Annotated in this window: 24 protein-coding genes; 6 read left to right on the top strand and 18 right to left on the bottom strand. The window is 63.8% G+C overall.

Annotated elements, in window-relative coordinates; genetic code table 11:
• The first annotated feature begins 85 nt into the window (after positions 1-85).
• Together OVA06_RS03570 and OVA06_RS03565 are read left to right on the top strand one after the other, a co-directional pair.
• Positions 86-685, top strand: coding sequence for an LPXTG cell wall anchor domain-containing protein (locus tag OVA06_RS03570; protein ID WP_268156369.1), 600 nt, complete (start codon positions 86-88; stop codon positions 683-685).
• A gap of 162 nt (positions 686-847) precedes the next feature.
• The gene (locus tag OVA06_RS03565; protein WP_326493567.1) at positions 848-1,270 is read left to right on the top strand and encodes a VanZ family protein; all 423 of its coding nucleotides are present in this window, start codon (positions 848-850) and stop codon (positions 1,268-1,270) included.
• Between the two features lie 46 nt (positions 1,271-1,316).
• On the opposite strand, the gene rfbB is transcribed toward OVA06_RS03565, so the two are convergent.
• On the bottom strand, positions 1,317-2,315 hold the full coding sequence (rfbB, locus tag OVA06_RS03560; protein ID WP_268156367.1) for a dTDP-glucose 4,6-dehydratase: 999 nt from the start codon (positions 2,313-2,315) through the stop codon (positions 1,317-1,319).
• Positions 2,316-2,378: 63 nt separating this feature from the next.
• Here rfbB and rfbA point away from each other — a divergent pair, with 63 nt between their 5' ends.
• A complete protein-coding gene (gene rfbA, locus OVA06_RS03555) occupies positions 2,379-3,248 on the top strand; it encodes a glucose-1-phosphate thymidylyltransferase RfbA (RefSeq protein WP_268156365.1) in 870 nt (289 codons plus the stop codon).
• 73 nt (positions 3,249-3,321) lie between these two features.
• Here the strand turns inward: rfbA and galU are convergent, their stop codons facing one another.
• From galU to OVA06_RS03520, 7 genes are all read right to left on the bottom strand, one after another.
• Entirely contained in the window at positions 3,322-4,212 is an 891-nt protein-coding gene (gene galU, locus OVA06_RS03550) for a UTP--glucose-1-phosphate uridylyltransferase GalU (RefSeq protein WP_268156363.1), read from the bottom strand.
• 79 nt (positions 4,213-4,291) lie between these two features.
• The gene (locus OVA06_RS03545) at positions 4,292-5,197 is read right to left on the bottom strand and encodes a nucleotidyltransferase family protein (protein WP_268156361.1); all 906 of its coding nucleotides are present in this window, start codon (positions 5,195-5,197) and stop codon (positions 4,292-4,294) included.
• Positions 5,198-5,205: 8 nt separating this feature from the next.
• On the bottom strand, positions 5,206-6,765 hold the full coding sequence (locus OVA06_RS03540) for a polysaccharide biosynthesis tyrosine autokinase (protein WP_268156359.1): 1,560 nt from the start codon (positions 6,763-6,765) through the stop codon (positions 5,206-5,208).
• Positions 6,766-6,833: 68 nt separating this feature from the next.
• Positions 6,834-7,796 (bottom strand): hypothetical protein, encoded by a 963-nt coding sequence (locus OVA06_RS03535; protein WP_268156357.1) that lies wholly within the window; start codon positions 7,794-7,796, stop codon positions 6,834-6,836.
• A gap of 252 nt (positions 7,797-8,048) precedes the next feature.
• The gene (locus OVA06_RS03530; RefSeq protein WP_268156355.1) at positions 8,049-8,330 is read right to left on the bottom strand and encodes a PqqD family protein; all 282 of its coding nucleotides are present in this window, start codon (positions 8,328-8,330) and stop codon (positions 8,049-8,051) included.
• Positions 8,330-8,869, bottom strand: coding sequence for a hypothetical protein (locus OVA06_RS03525; RefSeq protein WP_268156353.1), 540 nt, complete (start codon positions 8,867-8,869; stop codon positions 8,330-8,332). The genes OVA06_RS03530 and OVA06_RS03525 overlap by 1 nt, the downstream gene beginning before the upstream one ends.
• Positions 8,870-9,179: 310 nt before the next feature.
• Positions 9,180-9,593 carry an Hpt domain-containing protein gene (locus OVA06_RS03520; protein ID WP_268156351.1) on the bottom strand — a complete coding sequence of 138 codons (414 nt, stop codon included), beginning with the start codon at positions 9,591-9,593 and terminating at the stop codon, positions 9,180-9,182.
• Between the two features lie 218 nt (positions 9,594-9,811).
• Here OVA06_RS03520 and OVA06_RS03515 point away from each other — a divergent pair, with 218 nt between their 5' ends.
• Positions 9,812-11,053 (top strand): glycosyl hydrolase, encoded by a 1,242-nt coding sequence (locus OVA06_RS03515; RefSeq protein ID WP_268156349.1) that lies wholly within the window; start codon positions 9,812-9,814, stop codon positions 11,051-11,053.
• Between the two features lie 65 nt (positions 11,054-11,118).
• Here the strand turns inward: OVA06_RS03515 and OVA06_RS03510 are convergent, their stop codons facing one another.
• The 10 genes from OVA06_RS03510 to OVA06_RS03465 all read right to left on the bottom strand — a co-directional run bounded on the left by OVA06_RS03510 (position 11,119) and on the right by OVA06_RS03465 (position 18,926).
• On the bottom strand, positions 11,119-11,277 hold the full coding sequence (locus OVA06_RS03510; protein ID WP_268156347.1) for an LPXTG cell wall anchor domain-containing protein: 159 nt from the start codon (positions 11,275-11,277) through the stop codon (positions 11,119-11,121).
• Positions 11,278-11,282: 5 nt separating this feature from the next.
• Positions 11,283-12,470, bottom strand: coding sequence for a glycosyltransferase (locus tag OVA06_RS03505; protein WP_268156345.1), 1,188 nt, complete (start codon positions 12,468-12,470; stop codon positions 11,283-11,285).
• A gap of 268 nt (positions 12,471-12,738) precedes the next feature.
• Complete coding sequence (locus OVA06_RS03500) at positions 12,739-13,521, bottom strand: enoyl-CoA hydratase/isomerase family protein (protein WP_268156343.1); 783 nt, start codon at positions 13,519-13,521, stop codon at positions 12,739-12,741.
• Positions 13,522-13,550: 29 nt separating this feature from the next.
• Complete coding sequence (paaE, locus tag OVA06_RS03495; protein ID WP_268156341.1) at positions 13,551-14,789, bottom strand: 1,2-phenylacetyl-CoA epoxidase subunit PaaE; 1,239 nt, start codon at positions 14,787-14,789, stop codon at positions 13,551-13,553.
• 9 nt (positions 14,790-14,798) lie between these two features.
• Positions 14,799-15,320: a 1,2-phenylacetyl-CoA epoxidase subunit PaaD gene (gene paaD, locus OVA06_RS03490; RefSeq protein ID WP_442793571.1), complete on the bottom strand. Its 522-nt coding sequence runs from the start codon at positions 15,318-15,320 to the stop codon at positions 14,799-14,801.
• Between the two features lie 2 nt (positions 15,321-15,322).
• A complete protein-coding gene (gene paaC, locus OVA06_RS03485) occupies positions 15,323-16,237 on the bottom strand; it encodes a 1,2-phenylacetyl-CoA epoxidase subunit PaaC (RefSeq protein WP_268156339.1) in 915 nt (304 codons plus the stop codon).
• On the bottom strand, positions 16,234-16,677 hold the full coding sequence (gene paaB / locus OVA06_RS03480; RefSeq protein WP_268156337.1) for a 1,2-phenylacetyl-CoA epoxidase subunit PaaB: 444 nt from the start codon (positions 16,675-16,677) through the stop codon (positions 16,234-16,236). The genes paaC and paaB overlap by 4 nt, the downstream gene beginning before the upstream one ends.
• On the bottom strand, positions 16,674-17,696 hold the full coding sequence (gene paaA, locus OVA06_RS03475; protein WP_268156335.1) for a 1,2-phenylacetyl-CoA epoxidase subunit PaaA: 1,023 nt from the start codon (positions 17,694-17,696) through the stop codon (positions 16,674-16,676). The genes paaB and paaA overlap by 4 nt, the downstream gene beginning before the upstream one ends.
• A 262-nt stretch (positions 17,697-17,958) precedes the next feature.
• Entirely contained in the window at positions 17,959-18,303 is a 345-nt protein-coding gene (locus OVA06_RS03470) for a YciI family protein (protein WP_268156333.1), read from the bottom strand.
• 206 nt (positions 18,304-18,509) lie between these two features.
• Entirely contained in the window at positions 18,510-18,926 is a 417-nt protein-coding gene (locus OVA06_RS03465; RefSeq protein WP_268156331.1) for an MmcQ/YjbR family DNA-binding protein, read from the bottom strand.
• A gap of 100 nt (positions 18,927-19,026) precedes the next feature.
• Between OVA06_RS03465 and OVA06_RS03460 the strand changes: the two genes are divergently transcribed.
• Both OVA06_RS03460 and OVA06_RS03455 read left to right on the top strand, forming a co-directional pair.
• Positions 19,027-19,284, top strand: coding sequence for a hypothetical protein (locus OVA06_RS03460; protein ID WP_268156329.1), 258 nt, complete (start codon positions 19,027-19,029; stop codon positions 19,282-19,284).
• Positions 19,281-19,772: a hypothetical protein gene (locus OVA06_RS03455; RefSeq protein WP_268156327.1), complete on the top strand. Its 492-nt coding sequence runs from the start codon at positions 19,281-19,283 to the stop codon at positions 19,770-19,772. The genes OVA06_RS03460 and OVA06_RS03455 overlap by 4 nt, the downstream gene beginning before the upstream one ends.
• The last annotated feature ends 1 nt before the right edge of the window (position 19,773 follow it).

The following is a 19,773-nucleotide window of genomic DNA, read 5'->3' as shown; positions in this document are numbered from 1 at the left end:
CCGTAGTTCTGCACTTGGTCTCGTGCAGAGGGGACACGCTCCCAAACCGGGTAATCAAAACTTAAACGTCTCCGGGGGGACACTCATGAAGAAAACACTCGCAGCACTCGCGCTTGCAGGCTCCATCGCTCTCGTCGGCTCGGCACCCGCCATGGCCGCTACTTACCCAGCACTTCCGCCGCAGGCAGCCGTTTCCGACGGCACCGTCGGACCGGGTGAAACTTTCATCTTCCGCGGCCAGGGCTTCCTCGCCGGCGAAGGCCTGACCATCACGGTGACACCGGGGCAGGCACCGGCGTCAAACGGGGCCGGTCTGGGCCGTTCGGTTGCAGTGAAGATTCCCGTCTTCCAAGCACCGCAGACCCTATCCGCGACAGCAGACGCGCAGGGTGCATTCTCCCTGCCGATCTCCATCAGTGAAGCAGGCACCTACTCTCTGACGGCAACCGGTAACACCTCCGGCGTTACCGTCGGCCCCGTCACGGTAGTCGTTGCTGCTTCGCTGGCTAACACCGGCGGTAACGCTGCCGGCGCTCCTCTCGCCAACACTGGTTCAGGCCTGGCCAACACCGGCGCTGATTCCGGCCTGGTCCTCTGGACCCTGGTTGGGGCAGGCGCACTGGCCGCCGGCGCAACCTCGGTTGTAGTTGTACGCCGCCGCGCCAAAGTAGAGGCTGCTGCATAACCGCAATACCTAATCACCAGTTATGGTGGGTGATTCTCCGGTAACGGAGAATCACCCACCATTTGTTTAAGCCACTTTTGAGAACCGCTCACGCTTGTCAGCGTAGGCGTCCTTCTTTTCCGACAACGCTGCCACACCACTACGGACACTCATGAGGCTCATATGAAGTTCCCTGCTAATCAGCGGTGCTGGCAACTGATTCTTGCGGCCATGTTTGTATTCTTAGCACTCATAGCGTTCTGGCCAACCCCCGTGGACCAACCTGCGTCCGGGCAACTGGCGATCGTCTTGCAATTCGTTCACAGCCATGGAGTGCCAGGATGGTTCAATTACAAGTTTGTGGAGGCGTCCGCGAATATTGCCCTCTTCTTCCCACTAGGCTTCGTAAGTTCATTGGCGTTCACCCGAAAGCGACTCTGGCAGCTTGGGGCATTTAGCCTCCTAGTTTCAGGCAGTATTGAGCTTGGCCAACTATTGTTTCTTCACAACCGTTTTGCCAGCCTGTCAGATGTCGTAATGAACACAGTAGGCGCCACCATCGGCGCACTCCTAGCGACTACTCTGAAACGTCCTCAGGACCCTTGAGTTCCTACCTCCGACCGGCTTCGCCATGCCAGCCAAGTGGACCGTTCTACTGGCCCTGTTCCTTGTATTTGGCTTCGGTGGCGGCTTTTTGCGGGCGCCACCACTGTTCGTTGTTGCGGTACCAGTCGATGGTGTCTTCGATGCCGGCGTCGAAGTTGGAGAACTGGGGTTCCCAGCCAAGTTCGTTGCGGAGTTTGGTGGAGTCGATGGCGTACCGCAGGTCGTGGCCGGGACGGTCCACTACATGGTCGTACGCGTCCGGGGCCAGGCCCATGTGCTTGAGGATCAGTTCAACGACGTCCTTGTTGTTCTTCTCGCCGTCGGCACCGATCAGGTACGTTTCCCCGATGGTTCCCTTGGCGATGATGGCCAGGACGGCGGAGGAGTGGTCGTTGGCGTGGATCCAGTCACGGACGTTCTCGCCCTTGCCGTAAAGCTTGGGGCGGATCCCGTCGATCACGTTGGTGATCTGCCGGGGTATGAACTTCTCCACGTGCTGGTACGGGCCGTAGTTGTTCGAGCAGTTGCTGATGGTTGCCTGCAGCCCGAAGGAGCGCACCCAGGCGCGGACCAGGAGGTCCGAGCCGGCCTTCGTGGAGGAGTACGGGCTTGAGGGGTTGCAGGGGGTCTGCTCGGTGAACCGCTCGGGATCGTCCAGCTCGAGGTCGCCGTAGACCTCGTCGGTGGAGATGTGGTGGAAGCGCTTGCCGTGCTTCCGGGCCGCTTCGATCAGCGTGTAGGTGCCGATGATGTTGGTGTCCAGGAAGGGGCGGGGGTCATGCAGGGAATTGTCGTTATGCGATTCTGCTGCGTAGTGGACCACGACGTCGGTGCCCGCGACGAGTCCGTCCACGATGCCGGCGTCGGCGATGTCACCCTCAACGAAGGTGAAGCGGTCCTCGGGCAGGCCGCGCAGTGATTCAAGATTGCCGGCGTAGGTCAGCTTGTCCAGAACAGTGACATGGTCATCAGTGTTTTCCAATACACAGTGGACAAAGTTTGAGCCAATGAAGCCGGCTCCGCCGGTCACAAGAAGTCGCTGCATAAATTCATGGTTCCATGCCGACATGATTTTGTTCAATTTCAAGTCATATCGGAAAATAGAGCTATGCGCGGAATAATCCTCGCCGGGGGAACCGGTTCACGTCTTCATCCAATAACGCTCGGAATCAGCAAGCAGTTGGTGCCTGTCTATGACAAGCCGATGATCTACTACCCGCTGTCCACGCTTATGCTGGCCGGTATTCGTGACATTCTGATTATCACTACCCCTCATGATGCCGACCAATTTCAGCGGCTCCTGGGCGACGGCAGCCGTTTCGGTGTCTCCATCACCTACAAGCAGCAGCCCTCTCCGGATGGCTTGGCCCAGGCATTTGTCCTCGGCGCTGACCACATCGGTGACGGCCCAGCCGCTTTGGTGCTTGGGGACAACATCTTCTACGGCCAGGGCATGGGTACGCAGCTACGCCGGTTCGAGAACATCGAAGGTGGAGCTGTGTTCGGTTACCGAGTTGCTGATCCGTCGGCCTATGGAGTAGTCGAGTTCGACGAAAATGGTCGGGCGATCTCTCTTGAAGAAAAACCTGCGGAACCCAAGAGCCACTACGCTGTGCCCGGACTGTACTTCTACGACAACAACGTTGTGGACATCGCCAAGAACCTGAAGCCCTCCGCCCGGGGAGAGCTTGAGATCACCGACGTCAACCGCAAATATCTCGAAGCCGGAAAGCTGCAAGTAGAGATCCTGCCCCGCGGCACCGCCTGGCTGGACACCGGGACGTTCAACGATCTCAACGACGCTTCTGAATTTGTCCGTACGGTGCAGCACCGGCAGGGGCTCTCTATCGGTTGCCCTGAAGAGATTGCTTGGCGTTTGGGATTCCTCAGCGACAACGAACTCCGCGAGCGCGCCGAGCCCCTTGCGAAGAGCGGTTACGGCAAATATCTCTTGGAACTCCTGGCAGAAAGTGCTTAAGCAACCCTTGAGCTAGCCGAAACGACATCAGGCCCATAACGAACATGATGGGCCTGATGTCGTTTCCACGGAATTATCCGACGAAGCCCTTCATCCAAGTCCTGAGGTCCTCGCCGAACTCCACCCGCTCGGACGCCAGGGTGATGACTGCCTTCAGGTAGCTGAGCTTGTCACCGGTATCGAAGCGGCGGCCCTTGAACACCACACCGTACACGCCGGACCCAACACCTTGGCCGGCAGCCAGGGTCTGGAGCGCATCCGTCAGCTGGATTTCGTTGCCTCGGCCCGGTGCTGTGTTCTCAAGGACCCCGAAGACGGCCGGGTGCAGCACATAGCGGCCAATGACGGCGAGGTTGGAGGGCGCATCGGCAACAGCCGGCTTCTCCACCAGGCTGTTGACGCGGACGTAGTCCTCGCCCTCAACAGCTGTGATATCCGCACAGCCATAGGCACTGATCTGCGACGGATCCACCTCGATCAGCGCGATCACGGAACCGCCTGTCTTCTGCTGCACGTCAATCATGGTGCTCAGCAGGTCCTCAGCCTCATCAATGAGGTCATCACCCAGCAGCACCGCGAAGGGCTCGTTCCCAACGTGCTGCTTACCGCAGAGCACCGCATGGCCCAGCCCTTTGGCTTCTCCCTGACGGACGTAGTGGATGGGGCCAAGTTCCGAAGCAGCCTGGATCGACTCAAGCCGGTCCTTGTCGCCCTTCTGTTCCAGCAGGCGCTCGAGGCCCGGTGCACGATCAAAATGATCCTCCAGAGCCCGCTTGCTCCGGCCTGTGATCATCAGGACATCGTCGAGTCCAGACTTGATGGCCTCTTCCACGACGTACTGGATGGCCGGGCGGTCAACCACCGGCAACATTTCCTTCGGCATCGCCTTGGTTGCGGGAAGGAAACGAGTTCCCAATCCGGCGGCAGGAATGACGGCTTTAGTTACGGCTCTCCCCATAGTCATAGCTGAACTTTATAAATTCTCTGCCCAGAAAGACAATCGCAAGAAGCAAGTTTCGACAGGCTCAACCACCGCGGAAGATTCAAGCACGGTAGCGGTTTAGGTCGCGTGTGATCCTGGGGACAGAACGTAGAAACCGCGCCCAGCGGGCAACATGCTGGACGAGACGTCCTTTCACGGACATATCTGCGTAGATGTTTCGGGTCAAGAAGACTTCACCCCGGGGGAATACCGCCCGCCACAACATCATGGGCTTGTCCTGCCAGCGGGCTTGGGCCAGGGCGATGATTCTTGCGCTCCCGGGTTCCTGCGCCAGAACACGGTTCCTCCACTCAGTCGATGGCTCCGGCCAGAGGAGGGCCATGTTCTCGGGAAGGAGCTTTTCAAGGAAAGGACGCGTCGCCGCCAGACTGCCCGTCGTCGTCGACAGATCTAGAACCGGCAGCGCCAGTGATTGCTGGGAAACGGCACCCGAAAGAAAGTCGAGCTCGTCCCGGCATGCTGGCAGAGCGGGTGACCGAAGGGCATGCAAAGCCAAAAGCAGGATAGCCAGTGGTTTGGACGGCACCCGGATGTCCTGCCCCGCCAGGACAACGCGCTCGGTGTTGTCCCACATAACCTCAAAGCACTCGGCGGCAGCGGCCTCCATTCCTGGAAAGCGGTAGTGCACATCGATGCAGCACGGCCATTCCGGATGACCGACCGTGATCGAATGCCGCGGGAAGGTTTTGCTGTCATGATCAACTGGTCGTTTACGCCAGCCCCTCTCCTGCAAGGCTTCGACAATCGTTTCCAGATCCTGGGGCGGCACCAAGACATCCACATCGCCCGAAGTCTTAGCTGGGCGCAGCCCTTGGAGCACGCTCACTGGACCTTTGATGAAGAAGGCTCTGATACCCAATTCATTAGCCACCCGTGCTACGAGCGCATGCCCCAGAAGCACGCCTTCAGAGACGCTCAGTTGGACGATGTCTTCCGGGTTATCCATAGCGCCACTCAGACTTTCGCCCGGCGCCCACTAAGCGCCGCTTCAAGCGAACCCTCGCCCGCGTCGTCCTGCAGAGAACCACTCGGCAGTAAAAGGTTGCTGACCTGCTCTTCCGGTGCTGCCGTGTACGTCCCGTAGTAGGAGTACGAGTCCGTTCCGCGGGTGGGTACGTAGTTGAGAACCGCCCCGAGAACCCTGCCCTTCACCTTGTCCAGGTTCCCCATGGACTGCGCCAACTGGTCCTGCGTGGTCCTTCCAGTCCGGATCACCACGATGGCGCCGTCCGCCACACGGCTTAGGACGGCGGCATCCGTCACCGGGAGCAGGGGCGGCGCGTCGACCAGCACCGTCGCATTCGCGGCCAACCCATCGAGCATGCTCTTCATCGCCTTTGATCCGAGCAGTTCACTGGGGTTCGGGGGGATGCGCCCAGAACCAAGCACTGAGAGATTCGGCAGGGCACTCCAGGGCTGGAGGACATCTTCGAGCTCGGCGGTGCCAGCCAGGACGTCGGTGACCCCTGCTCCCGGAACCAGGTTGAACACGTCCACCAGCGTTGGACGGCGGAGATCGCCGTCCACCACCACCACGTTCTCGCCGGCAGCGGCCATGGTGACGGCCAAGTTGGCGGTGACGGTGGATTTTCCTTCGGACTGCACCGAGCTCGTGACCACAATAATCCGCGGCGGCTGGTCGACGTCCAGGAAGCTAATGTTGGTCCGGAGTTCCCGGAGGGCTTCGGCCATCGCTCCCCCGGCGTCGTGGACCTGCGCCGACATGCCGGCATCCAGAACTGTGCTTTTTCCATCCAGGCGATGGTCCAGGGGAAGGGTGCCGATGACAGGGATGCCGAAGACCTGCTCAATCTCGGCCGCGGCACGGATACGCCGATCAAGATGGCGGCGGATCACCGCGTACGCCACGCCAAGAGCCAGGCCCACCAGTGCTCCCAGCGCGAGGTTCAGCTTCGTGTTCGGCGAGGTGGGACTCGTGGGGAGGACCGCCTTGCCCAACGGAAGCACGCGGACGGCTGTAGCCGTGGCACCTGCCGGGGACCCGGCAGCGGACGTGGCCTCGCTGCCCCCTACCGGCGCGGTCTCGATGGCCTCCACCTGTGCCGCGAGCCCATTCACCCACGCATCCGCCAAGCGCTGTGCCGTGGCCGGGTCAGTCGACTCGGCTGTGACACGGATTTCTGCCGTGTCAAGCGGTACCTTAACGCTGATGCTGCCAAGGAGGGCGTCCGCCGTCGTCTTCAGATCCAAGGCGGCGATGACCCGGTCCGCGACGAGGCGGGACTTTGCCACCGACTCGTAATTTTTGACCTTGGCCTTGGCCAGGCTGTCCCCGGCGAGGGACAGGCTCACATTGTCTGAGCCCGGCGTCACCACGATGCCGCTGGAGTCGGACGAGTAGACCTTCGGCTGGAGCACAGTCCATCCCAGGGCTGCCAGGGTGGCCAGCAGCGTGAAACTGACAATGCCTTTCCAGTACGTCCGAATGACCTTGAGGTAGTCCCTCAGGTCCAGGCCAGCAGGCGCTTCCGCGGGAGCTGCCGTGGTGCTCATAGTGGTTCCTTCCCACTCAAGATGTTTGATTTCCGTCCCGGCTCGGGGACGTGATGCTGCGTGCAGTCTTAACTGCGGCCCTGTTCAAGAACGCCATCCGCGACGAGAAGATCCACGGCGTGGACGACGGCGGCGCGGTAGCCTTCCGGTGCGCCATGCACCTTGGCGACTTCTTCGGCCAGTTGGTGAGGGGTGAGGGGTTGGGCCGCGGCTTCCCAGATGACGGGGCCGATGCCGGCAAGCTGCTTGATGCCGGCATCCACCATGACGAGCAGTTCGCTGCCTATGGCGATGGCATCCTTCGCCGGTGTCCGCCGGACGTATCCCTCCCGGACCTGCCCCAGTTCCGCACTCATGATGTCGCGTGGTTCCCATCCTGGTTCTTGCTGACGTTGGACCTGGAACAGCGATGCCAATGCTGCAGGCAAGTCAGCGGCCTCGGAGTACGTCACCTGCCACACTCCCCCGACGCTCTCGATAATCCGGCAGAGCGACCGCAGCGGCTGCTCGATCTCTCCCTGGGACGACGATTCCGGGATGAGGGCTAGGAGCGCTTCGGTGAGGGGAACTCTCGCCAGAACCGGAGGGATTCTGCCCTCACCCGATACGCGGTTCAGCAGCACGATTGACTGAAGAAACGGGCTGGGAGGTGCTAACCGCAGCCCAAGCGCATCCGGTCCCACCTGTTTCTTGGGACGGCCGTGCCATAGCTTCACTGACAGCGGCTTGGGATAGGGCATTACCGTTCTGTCCTGCCGGATGGCGACCGTCTCATCGGTGACATAACCGTATGTCTTGGCCAGCACGGATGCCGCGGTGGTCTTGCCCGTTCCGGACTTGGCCACCAGCGCCACTGTCGCTCCCGTTTCCGGATGGGCCACCCCGCATGCGTGGAGCATGGTCAGGCGGCCTGCGTTGGCCAGAATGGCAGCCACAGTAAGGCGTGAGGTCAGTTGCTCGGCCAGCTCCTCGAATGATGACGCCCCGAGCTCGAACCCCTCTGTCGCCTGATTCCCTGACTGAAACGTCACGGCAACTGTGTACGTCGCCGAGGGGGCCGGCGGCGGCGGGGCTGCATCCCCCGGTACCTGCTCGCTTGCACATCGGGACCAGGCCGCCCGCATGTTTAGTTGTTGCTCCCCGGAGACGCCGCTTCCCCACCGAACGGCGAACTTGATACCCAGTATCTGCAGGTGCAGCAGATCAGTGCTATTTAGCGGCGCGGCTTCAGGTTCTGGCTGCACCGATACGAGAACATCCCCCATGACTCCCCCGGACCAAAGTTACGCCGCGGAAACGGCCGCAGGCTCAATCAGGCGACGGGCTTCAAGGCTGGCCAGGAAGAGCTCCGCCTGGGCCTGCATCTGTCCCACCTCGTCGTTGAACGTCACCCCGAGTTCGTTGAATATGTCCAGCTCAGATCTATGCCCGTCGATGAGCTCCCAGATGACGGCGGCAGGCCCCTCGAGAACCACGGGTTGGGTCTCATCCAGATGGAGGAGGGCAATCCTGCTCCACGGCTGGGTTCGGACTTCGGCGACCAGACCACCCCGTTTCCAAACCATCAGGCGTACGTAACGGAGATGGTCGAAGTCTTGACGATCGAGGCCGAACCGATTGTCACCGTCAAAGTGACGGTGTACGAAAAGGTCCCCTTGGTGACGGTCCCAGAATATTTGAAACCCCCGATGTTGACGCGGAGAAATTGATTACCGGGCGACGTCGCAATTGAACCGTCGAAGTTCGTGAGCTTACTGTTGTTCGGGATGGACGTATTGCCCGAGCCTGGCGAAACGGAGACCAGGGAAATAAGCGCCTTCTGGTTCTGCGAAACCCCCTCGATCGTTAGCCTGTATGTGACCACGTCGCCCTTGAAAGCGGCTCCGGCTTGGATATCAAAGCTGATCGGTGCGGTGCCCGCGGCTGCAGTTGCTCCACTTATGGTGACGGGAATGGGCGCTGCTAGCGTTACGATCGGGTCGCCTGATGCCGCGGCGGCCGGAGAAGCAATAGCTGTCGCAATGACGGGAAGCGACCAAGCCACTCCTGCGACCACCCGCCGGCGGCTGAAACCGCTTTCTTTCGACTCAAGCTCTTCGTTCAAAATCTCAGACAATTGTGCCCCCACAGTAGTTTTCAGCCATGGCCCACCATTCAATGGTCGGCAGTGAGCTTCACCGGTGATTACCGGCTGCTTCTACTGTTGCGAACACACTCAAAGATTTCCGCAAACGAGACACAAGTTTCACTCAAGACTCCCTTGATTCTTGAGCAAAGGGCAGTTGACCTGCGGCGATACGCCTGCGTGTGCTTGTTTGCAGCCCAGATGCGCGGAAGTCTTCCGCCGTCGTCGTCCGTCCTGCAAACGTGCCCTGGCTGCCTTGGCCTTGCTTCAGCAGGCCGAGCCGCGGCTTCTATAGGCCCTGAGCGGCACTCTCCCGGAGCACTCGGCCGGTATGCCCGGCCAACGCGGCCATGTCCTCGAACATCTCGATCAGCTGCAGCCGTTCAGGCGCAGCCTGTTCCGGGCCGGCTAGTACGCCCAGCTGCCCTTGCAGCTGAAGCGCCAGTCCCGCAAGCCGTTCGGCACCCACCATCTGGCAGGAAATCTTCAGGCTGAGGACGGCGTCCATCGAAACCTCGTAGTCGGCATGTGCCAGCCCGCCCCGCAGCTTCTCAATCCTGCGGGGCAAGTGGGCCAGGAAGTTGCTGAGGAACAAACGCCAGCCCTCGTCGTCGTCGAGCTCGCTGCGCAACTGTTCCAGGACGGCCGGGTCCAGAACGCAGGTGCCCGGGCCAGCAGACCCGTTGACGCAGTCCCCGCTCATGGACCGCTCCTTCCTGTGTTGGTGTTGGTGAATGTCGCAGCAGGACATTGTCTCGCCGCTGGATGCTGCATCTTCGGGTCCTTGCTAAGTTTTTGGGCAGGATTAGCGCAAGATCCGATCAATATGAGCGCACCGCCTTTACGATCAGCGTGTGCTATCCGGCACATATGGACCGTCAGCAAGCGTTGCTGCCATAACGATTCTGGGGATCGATCGCCGTGTTCAATACCTTCAAGAAACCCCTTGCGGCGGTGGCCGCCGCCCTTGGCCTGGCCCTTGCACTCACCGTGGTGCAGCCCGCCGCAGCGCAGGCCGCCGCGGGCCAGATTTCCCTGAGCCCTGCCAGCGGTCCGGCCGGCTCCGCCGTCACGGTGACCGGGAGCGGCTTCAAAGCCTCCGCCACCGGAACCGTGATTATCGGATCCACCACGTTCCCCCTGAAAACCACGGCGGCCGGCGCATTCAGTGCAGCCGCCTCCATCCCGGCAACCGCCACGGGCAAAGTCACGGTGACAGCCAAGACGTCCTCCGTGCAGGCCTCCGCCGCGTTCACAGTGACGGTCCCCGCACCCGCGCCGCCGGCAGTACCGGCGGTCAGCACTGCAAAGCTCCGTTTCGGAACTGCCACCAACGGCGGACCGCTGGCCACCGCTGAACTCGACGAGGTGGCTTCCCTGGCCGGCGAAGCACCGTCCAGCGTGCTGTTCTACAAGGACTTCCTCCAGCCCGCCCCCATCACCGAAATGAACGCCGTCCGTGCGCGCGGCGCCGTGCCGCTGGTGACCTGGGAGCCGTGGGCCTGGGGCGGTGGCGTCAGCCAGCCCGCCTACAGCCTGGACAGGATCGCCGCCGGCGACTTCGACGCGCACATCGCCCAATGGGGGCAGGCACTTGCCGCGTGGGGTTACCCGGTCCAGCTGCGCTTCGCCCACGAAATGAACGGCGACTGGTACCCCTGGGCTGAAAGCGTCAACGGCAATCAGCCCGGCGACTACGCCCAGGCCTGGCGGCACGTCCACGACGTCGTCGAGGCCCAGGGAGCCACCAACGTGTCCTGGGTGTGGAGCCCCAACGTCCCCTACTGGGGATCCACCAGCCTCGCCGGGCTCTACCCGGGCGCCGGCTACGTGGACATCGTGGCCCTGGATGGCTACAACTGGGGCACGTCCGCGTCCTGGAGCGGCTGGATCTCCCCGCAGGACCTGTTCGCACCCGGCATCGCCGAGCTTCGGGCCCTGGCTCCGGACCTCCCCATCCTGATCGCCGAAACCGCGTCCAGCGAAGCCGGCGGAGACAAGGCCGCCTGGAACACGCAGCTGATCTCCTACCTGGCCGCGCAGCCGGACGTCATGGGGTTCGTCTGGTTCCACATTCAAAAAGAAGCTGACTGGAGGATCAACAGCAGCGCAGCCTCGGCCACTGCCTTCAAGAACGCACTCCTGGCACGCCGCACCTCCTGACGGGTTGCCTGCTGAGCATGCCGCCGGCCCGGCCGAAGATTCCGGCCGGGCCGGCAGCCTGTGCATCAGGGCCTGGCTTTGCTGTTCTTGCGCAGCAGCGAGAGCATGGCCACCCCGATGAGCAAGACGCCCAGGGCGGTCAGCAACGATGAGCCAACGTTTAAGCCGGTGTAGGCCAGGGCTGCTGCTCCGGAGGCGGGAAGGGTTGCATTCATTCCGTACATGGTTTCTAGATATCCTCTGCTGTGTATTGGGCTTCCCAGCGGTCGATTCGCTGCCGGGTGATCTTGGTTTTCAGGACTGCGCACCAGGAGGCCAGGAACCAGCCCGAGCGCAGCCACATGAACAGTTCCTGGGGGAAGAAGGCTGCGGCCAGCACAATGTCCTTCCAATCACGGTGGGGTATCCGCAGGGCGCGTTTAATGTCGAGTGCCACGAAGAGCACGGGCACCAGCCACCAGAACAGGATGAACTTGAAGACGCCCAGTGCGAGCGAGAGGACCATGACGGCGATCCACAGGGCCTTCAGGAACACGCCCAGCAGTCCCATGGCCTGCTGGCCCCAGTCGCGCAGGGTCAGCCTGTTGATTCCCAGGTCCAGCAGGTCCTCCACGGTGCCCACCTGCCATTTCATCCGCTGACCCCACAGCGCCTTGATGGTCTTCATCGAGTCCGTGTAGGCGCGGACGTCCGGGGAGACCTGGCAGATGTAGCCAAGTTCCCGGATGCGGTACGTCAGCTCGAAGTCCTCCACCTGGGAGGTGTAGACCCAGGGGCCTTCGCGGTCATCCCGGGCGGCGATCTCCCGCAGGACGGCATTGTTGATGGCGCAGCCTGTTCCCGCGAGGACGCTCGTTTCCCGGCGCCGGAGCGCGGTGTCCGTCCAGGTGGCGAACTCGGCTTTTTGCAGCCGGCTCAGGAAGCCGGGGTCCTGCATGGTGAATTTCGACGACGACCCGCCCAGCCGTGCCGACCGGCGCCCCGCGAACTCCCGCTCCCAGGCCTCAAGGGCGTTGGACGGCAGCACCGTGTCAGCGTCCAGGCAGACCAGCACGTCGGCGTCGTAGGCGTACTGCGCCCACGCGCGGTTCAGGGCCTCGGACTTGCGGTGCTCCAGCCGGGGCAACTCCATCACCGTGACCGGATACTTCCGGGCCTCCTCCGCGGTGCCATCGGTGCACCCGTTGGGCACCACCACCACCAGATCCGCGGGGCGGGACTGCAGCATCAAGCCGTCCAGGGTGGCCCCGATGGAGCCGGCCTCGTTGTAGGCCGGGACCAGGACCACTACCCGCAGGAGCCCCTGGCGGCTAGGCGTACCGCGTGCCTCGGTGGGGGCCAGGATGGGTTCCCGGCTGGCGTCATTGCCGGAAATACCGGCGGTGTCTGTTGGGGCTGGGAGCAGGGCTGACTGCATGGAGGTCTCCTCGAATGTTGTGAGGCCCCCCATTGGGCCGCACATTCATTCTTCAAAGGGCCTCTCAACTTTCGCCCCGGCATTGAGTCAAGGTTGTACCAAGTTCTCCTCATTTTCTTGAGCTTTCAACCAGGCCCTGACCTGCGGAAACATCACCACCGCCCTATTCTGTTGTCTGCATCACTCTTTAGCCCGCCATCCGTTCTGGGCATGACAATGGCCCCGTGGGAGGTACCCACAGGGCCATCAATTCGCCGCTAAGCCTCGCTCACCGGCCGGTGAACGTCGGCTCCCGCTTCTCCTGGAACGCCAGGAAGCCCTCGGCGTAGTCGTCGGTCTTGCAGAGGCGGGCCTGCTCCTGGTTCTCCTCCTGCATGGACGCCCACAGGCCCAGGCGCTGGTCGCGGATGTGCGCCACCAGCTCCTTCGACGCCACGAAAGCGCCCGTGGCTCCGGCAGCCACCCGCTCGACGATCTCCCGCGTGGACTCCAGCAGCGAGTCGGCCGGCATGGCGCGGCTGAACATTCCCTGTGCCACCGCCTCCGCACCGGAGATCAGGTCTGCCGTGTAGATCAGGTCCAGCGTCCGGTGCATGCCCAGCCGCTCCGTGAAGTACCAGTGCCCGCCAGAATCCAGCGTGGCCCCCAGCTTGGCGAACGGCGAACCGAACTTCGCGTTCTCCGCCACGTACACCACGTCCGTGGCCAGCAGCAGCCCCAGCCCCACCCCCAGGCAGGCACCCTGGGCAGCGGCAAACGTCGGAGCCGGGAATGCCGCCATCTTTTTCAGCAGCGGCTCCACCAGCCCGCCCAGGTACGCGGCGGCGTCGTCGCTCTCCGGCGTGACCCCGGCAATGTCCCGGCCCGCGCAGAAGGCGCGGCCCTCTCCCCGCAGCAGCAGCGCCCGCACCTCACCGCGTGAGGCGGCGGCAGCAGCGTCGTCGTACGCCTGGGTTAAATCCTGGAGCGCCTGCTCGTCCAGCGAGTTCAGCTTGTGCGGGGCGTTGAGGACAATTTCGGCGATGCCGTTGCTGATGGAAAGGGAAATCATGGAACTCCTCCGTTGAAGCTAAAAAATACCTACACGTCGAAGTCGACGGTGACTTCCTTGCTGGTGGGGTGGCTCTGGCAGGTCAGCACGTAGCCCCTGTCCAGCTCATCCTGCTCCAGCGCGTAGTTCTCGTCCATGGTCACGGTGCCGGTGACCACCTTGGCCCGGCATGTGCCGCACACTCCCCCGGCACACGCGAACGGCACATCCGGCCGCACCCGCAGCGCCGCGTTCAGGATCGATTCGCGCGCATGGGTGGGGCTGGCCACTTCGCCCTGCAGGCCGTCGAGCTTGAACGTGATCTTGTACGTCTCCTTGGACTCGTCCACCACCACGGGACGTCCGGCGTTCCCCTCCGGGCGGTCCGGCTTGCCGGATGTGAACAGCTCGAACCGGACGTTCTCCGGCTTCACGCCGCGCTCCGCCAGGGTGTCCCGGCACAGCTGCACCAGCTCGAACGGCCCGCACAGGAACCACTCGTCCACATCGTCCGCGTGGATGGCGGTGCCCAGCAGCGCCTGGAGTTTCTCGGCATCGATCCGGCCGGAGAGCAGCGGCGCGATCCGCTGCTCACGGCTCAGCACGTGGTGGATGGCCAGCCGCTGCGGGTACCTGTCCTTCAGGTCCGCCAGCTCCTCCAGGAACATCACGTCCATGGCGGCCTTGTTGGCGTAGATCAGGTCGAACCGGGTCTCCGGGTTGGCGGCCAGCAGCGTCCGGGCGATCGCGATCACCGGGGTGATGCCGGAGCCCGCGGCGATGGCCACGAAGCTGCCGGCCTCGCCCGCCAGCTCGGTTGCCATGTCCTGCGGACGGTTCATGGAGTTCATGACGTTCTGCTCCACGGCCACCCCGTCCCGGCCGTGCTTGGACACGAACGCGCCCATGGGGCTCATCACGTCCAGGGTGTCCCCCGCCTTCAGCTCGGCGTTGGCCCACGTGGAGAACAGCCCGCCCAGGTCCTTCTTCACAGCCACGCGGATCTCGCTGCTGCCGTCCTCGAAGCTGCGCGGCTCCGCGCAGATGGAGTAGCTGCGGCGCACCTCGTGCGGCTCGCCGTCGGCGTCCGGCAGCGTGGTGCGCAGGGCCACGTACTGGCCGGGCAGGTAGTCGAACTTGCCGGCGAGCTCCGCGGGCACGTGGAAGGAAACCTCGATGGCGTCCTCGGTGAGCCGGCGCACCTCCTTCACCGCAAGGGTGTGGAAGGACGGACGACGGCGGCCGGTGGCCTGCGCCTCCTCGGCGGCGGTCTGGCGGACAACAGTCATGGCGGTTCCTTAGAGGACTTTGAAGTAGTCGAACGGTTCCTTGCAGTCCTGGCACACATACAGCGCCTTGCAGGACGTGGAACCGAAGCGGGTGAGTTCCTTGGTGTGCAGGCTGGAGCACTGCGGGCACTTCACGGCCATCTGCAGCCGGATGGGCCCCGCATGCCGCGCCGCATCGCTTTTGCCAGTGGGCGGGGCGATGCCGTACTCCCGCAGCTTGGCCTTGCCGGCCTCGGTCATCCAGTCAGTGGTCCAGGCCGGGGCGAGCACCAGGTCCACCGTGACGTCCCCGTAGCCCTCTTTGGCGAACGCTGTTATTATATCGTCCCGGATGGCGTCCATGGCCGGGCAGCCCGAGTACGTGGGCGTGATGGTGACGGTGACTTTGTTACCCGTCACCTGTACGTCCCGCAGGATCCCCAGGTCCTCGATGGTGAGCACGGGGATCTCCGGATCGCACACCGTGGCGGCGATGTCCCACGCGTTCTGCCGCGGGGTGCGGGTCCGGGTTTCGAAGTCCGAAATGTACACGGTCACCAGCTCGCCCCGGGATGTTCGCGCGCAAGCACCTGCATCTCGGCCAGAAGGTAGCCCAGGTGCTCCGAGTGCCGGCCCTCGCGGCCGCCGCCGGGGGCCGCCGGAACGTCCGGCACCTCCAGCTCGGCTTCTGCCAGGACCTCGCCGATGAGGCGGTCAAAGTCCTCTTTCAGGCTGGAAGGCGCGACGGCGGCGCCCGCCTGGGCGAGCCTTTCGGTCAGTTCGTCATCGCGGAACAGTTCGGCAACGTACGGCCACATGGTGCGCAGGCCGTGGATCATCCGCTTGCGGGACTCCTCGGTGCCGCCGGCCAGGCGCAGGACCCACTGGGCACTGTGGTCCCGGTGGTAATCCACTTCCTTCACGGCCTTGGCGGCGATGGCTGCCAGGGTGGCGTCCGTGGATTCGGTGAGGCGGCGGTACAGCTCGAACTGGTAGTAGCTCACCACGAACTGCCGGGCGATGGTGGCCGCGAAGTCACCGTTGGGCTGCTCGAACAGCTGGACGGAGCGGAACTCGTGCTCGCGGCGGAAGTAGGCCAGGTCATCCTCTGTTGTTGGTGAGCCGTCCTCTTTGGTGATGGCGCCGCCGGCGTAGGTGAGGAAGCTGCGGGCGTGGCCCAGCTGGTCCAGGGCGATGTTGCCCAGGGCGATGTCCTCTTCCAGTTCCGGGGCGCGGGAGATCCAGTGGCCCAGGCGCTGCGCGAGGATCAGGGCGTCATCACCGATCCGCAGCGCGTATTCCGCCACGTCCTCGGTGGGCTTGGCCAGGCCGGTTTTGACCTCGAGGGCGATGTCCTCCGGGCGGAGGGCGTTGCCGGGAGTGATCCTGGTGGCGGAGGCGTTGGAATCGCCGCCGGCCACACCGGTGGAGATGTCGCCGTGGCCGGTGGTGGTGTCGGGGGTGCTCACAGGTGCTTTACCCCTTCGCTCTTGGTGTAGTACGTGGCGTGCCGGTAGTCCTTGCCCTGCGGGGACTCGAAGAAGGAGCCCTTGGAGTCCGGATCACTGGCGGCGATGGCGTCGGCCGGGACAACCCAGATGGAGACGCCCTCGTTGCGGCGGGTGTAGAGATCGCGTGCGTTGCGGAGGGCCATGGCGGCGTCCGGGGCGTGCAGGGAGCCGGCGTGCACGTGGCTCAGGCCGCGGCTGGACCGGACGAAGACCTCCCAGAGGCCCCAGGCGCTTCTGTCGTGGGTTTCGGTGGTTGAGCTTGTCGAAACCGGCCGACCGTCGGTGGTTGAGCTTGTCGAAACCTCGCGAGGCTCAACCACCGGCGAAACCTTCGGGGCTTCGCGGTTGATCTCTGCGGCGCCGCTTGCGGGGGCTTCCGGGTTGCCGTGGGGGCTCATGCTGCGTATTCCTTCTGCTTGTTAACCTGCTTGGCCGCATACGCCGCCGCTGCCTCGCGAACCCAGGCGCCGTCGTCGTGCGCTTCCCGCCTGCGTTCCAACCGCTGGGCGTTGCAGGGACCGCGGCCGGCGAGCACTTCCTGGAACTCGTGCCAGTCCAGCGGGCCGTGCTCCCACTTTTTGGTGTCCTCGTTGAAGCGGACCTGGTCGTCCGGGAGGGTGAGGCCCAGGACCCGGACCTGCTCCACCATCATGCCCACGAAGCGGCTGCGGAGCTCGTCATTGCTGAACCGCTTGATGTTCCAGGCCATGGACTGCTTGGAGTTGGGCGAATCGTCATCCGGCGGGCCGAACATCATCAGCGCCGGGGCGTACCAGCGGTTCACGGCGTCCTGCGCCATCTGCTTCTGCGCCGGCGTTCCGTTGGAGAGCTCCAGGAGGATCTCGAAGCCCTGGCGCTGGTGGAAGGACTCTTCCTTGCAGATGCGGACCATGGCGCGGCCGTAGGGGCCGTAGGAGGCGCGGCACAGCGGGACCTGGTTGCAGATGGCTGCGCCGTCCACCAGCCAGCCGATGGCGCCCATGTCCGCCCAGGTGAGTGCGGGGTAGTTGAAGATGCTGGAGTAGCGGGCCTTGCCGGCGATGAGGTCGTCCATCATCTTGTCGCGGCTCTGGCCCAGGGTTTCGGCGGCGCTGTAGAGGTAGAGCCCGTGGCCGGCCTCGTCCTGGACCTTGGCCATCAGGATGGACTTGCGCTTCAGGCTGGGGGCCCGTGAGATCCAGTTGGCTTCCGGCTGCATGCCGATGATCTCGGAGTGGGCGTGCTGGGACACCTGGCGCAGCAGCGTCTTGCGGTAGGCGGCCGGCATCCAGTCCTTGGGCTCAATGCGTGAATCTTCGGCGATGACGCGGTCGAAGTGGGCCTGGCCGGCTGTGTCCGCTTCTTGCTGGGCCGCCTGGGCCTGGGCCTGATCGGCTGTGGGCTCAGCGGGCACTGACTGCAGGTTCTGCGCTGCCATGGTTGCTCCTATGCAATGACCTTCCGGGACGGCGCGGATTTATTTACCGACCGTTCGTTCAGGATATGCGGAAGCGTTTGGGGCCGTCAAGCCTAGGCCTCTCCCGGACGCGCGCTCACTTGTGGCGGCTCCCCCTCCGACGCGCGCTCACTCGTGGCGCCTCTCCCCCCAACGCGCGCTCATATTGACGGCGCACGCGATATACCCGGGGCGCTGACAAATGTGGGGGTCGAAAATTTATGTGGGCAGCGGGGACTGCCTGTCAGCTGGCGGGGTCGTACATGAACTCGCGCAACTCCTGGGCGCAACGGCATGCGGCCGCAATTTTTGCCGCCCACTGCTTCGCCTCAGCCCGGGTGGGCACCTCCAGCACGGTGAACCCGCCGGTGATGTCCGAGCCCGGGTAGATATCCGTGCCCGCGGAGCCGTCGGCCTGCACCAGCACCGGAGCCACATCCTCGGCGATCCCGCCGCCGAAGACGTAGACGCCGGCGGCCTTGGCCTCCTCGATCACCGCGTGGGACTCCGCCACCACGATGGGGAACTCCTCTTCAGTGAGGTTCATGGCTTGGCCCTTGCCCGGAAAGGAAATCAGGTACTTGGTCATGCCTCGATAGTGCCACTCAGCCGGCCCGTTGGCACCGCAATTTTCCGCTCCGGTGCCGGGCGCGCGGAACGGTGCCGGCCGCCGTCGTGCACCCCTGCCCAGTTAGTGGCTCCCCACCCCTTTCGACACGCCCTCGACGACGGCGTGTCAGGGATTCCTAGCCCGGGTCCCCCAGGTAACCGGGCGGGAATGCACGCCACAACCGGTTATTGGCCGGCGAAGAACTCCGCGGACAGCTTCTTCGGCGCCCGGGTGGCCCAGGCTTCCACGAGGATCTCCGCCAGTTCGTCCCGGGCGATCTCTCCGAGGCGGGATTCCTGCACCAGGACGGCGTTGTACCCGTTGAAGTGCGGGACGGTGAAGAACGGCAGGGAATCGTCCTCCACCAGGGCAGCCTTGGCGGCGTCGTCCGGAACCATGATCACCAGCAGGTCCCGGTACTGCTCCCCCGTGTCCGGGTCCACCGCCGTCTTATGCGGTGCCCGGTACAGCACGAAGCCCCGGCCCTTGGGTCCGCGCGGCACCTTGTAGGTGGGCCGGTCACCCCAGGAGATGCCGAGCTCCACTTCCGGCAGGCCACGGCAGATGGCATCAATGTCTTCGGGTGTGGCCTTCCGTTCCATCGCCACAACGTAGCCCCGCTGCCCGGAAGGCGGCAATACCCAGTGCCGCCGGATACCAGTCCGGTAGGCTCGGGGAACCAACGCCTGAGGGGGCAGACGCATGGAACAGGAACGCTTTAGCGACGACACCAAACCACCGGCACACGCGACTAGCCGGGACGAGCAGGTCAACATCAGGTTCTCGGCCTGGGCATCCAGCCTCGTGGCCCTTCTGGTCATGGCACCGTCCATCTACCGCCTCGCCACCGGGGCGTTCGCTTGGTGGGACCTCGCATTCATCGCTGTGGGCATCGCGCTTATCACCTTCCACATGGCGCGTTTGAGGCGGCTCCGCCACGAACAGGGGCGCACACAGTGAGCACGTCACAGACTGCGGGCAAGACCCTGAAAGTGCCGCTTTTCATCATTCTCGCGATCGTCGCGGCCCTGGCCCTTGGGGTGCTGCTGAACCCGCTTCCCAAACCCGCCGAATTAGCCGTCCTGGACCGTCCTGCCACGGCGGCAGACACTCTCCCGGAGGGCGTCTCTGCGCAGCAGGGCTCCGGCTACAGCGTCCGGCTCGCCGCGCACGACGACGGCATCCGGTACTTTGTCAGCGGGAACCCTGACCGCCAAAACCTGTGCGTCATAGTGGTCCCGGACAACCACCCCAATCAGTGGTCCAGCGGCTGCGCGTCCGGCGCCAACAGTGACCGGGAGATTGTGCGGACCGGGTCCAACGGCATCGTTTCCGCTGTCCTGGTCCCGGACGGCTACAACACCGCCGAGCTTGAGCAGGGCGGGTTCAAGAAGATCCACAAGAACGTCTACGCCGTCAGGACCGAACGAGTTCCCGGCTCGCGCTGAG

The sequence above is a fragment of the Pseudarthrobacter sp. SL88 genome, from assembly GCF_026672455.1.
Taxonomy (GTDB): Bacteria; Actinomycetota; Actinomycetes; order Actinomycetales; family Micrococcaceae; genus Arthrobacter.
Note: the sequence above shows the minus strand (reverse complement) of the source record. Positions and strands in the feature narration are given on the sequence as shown.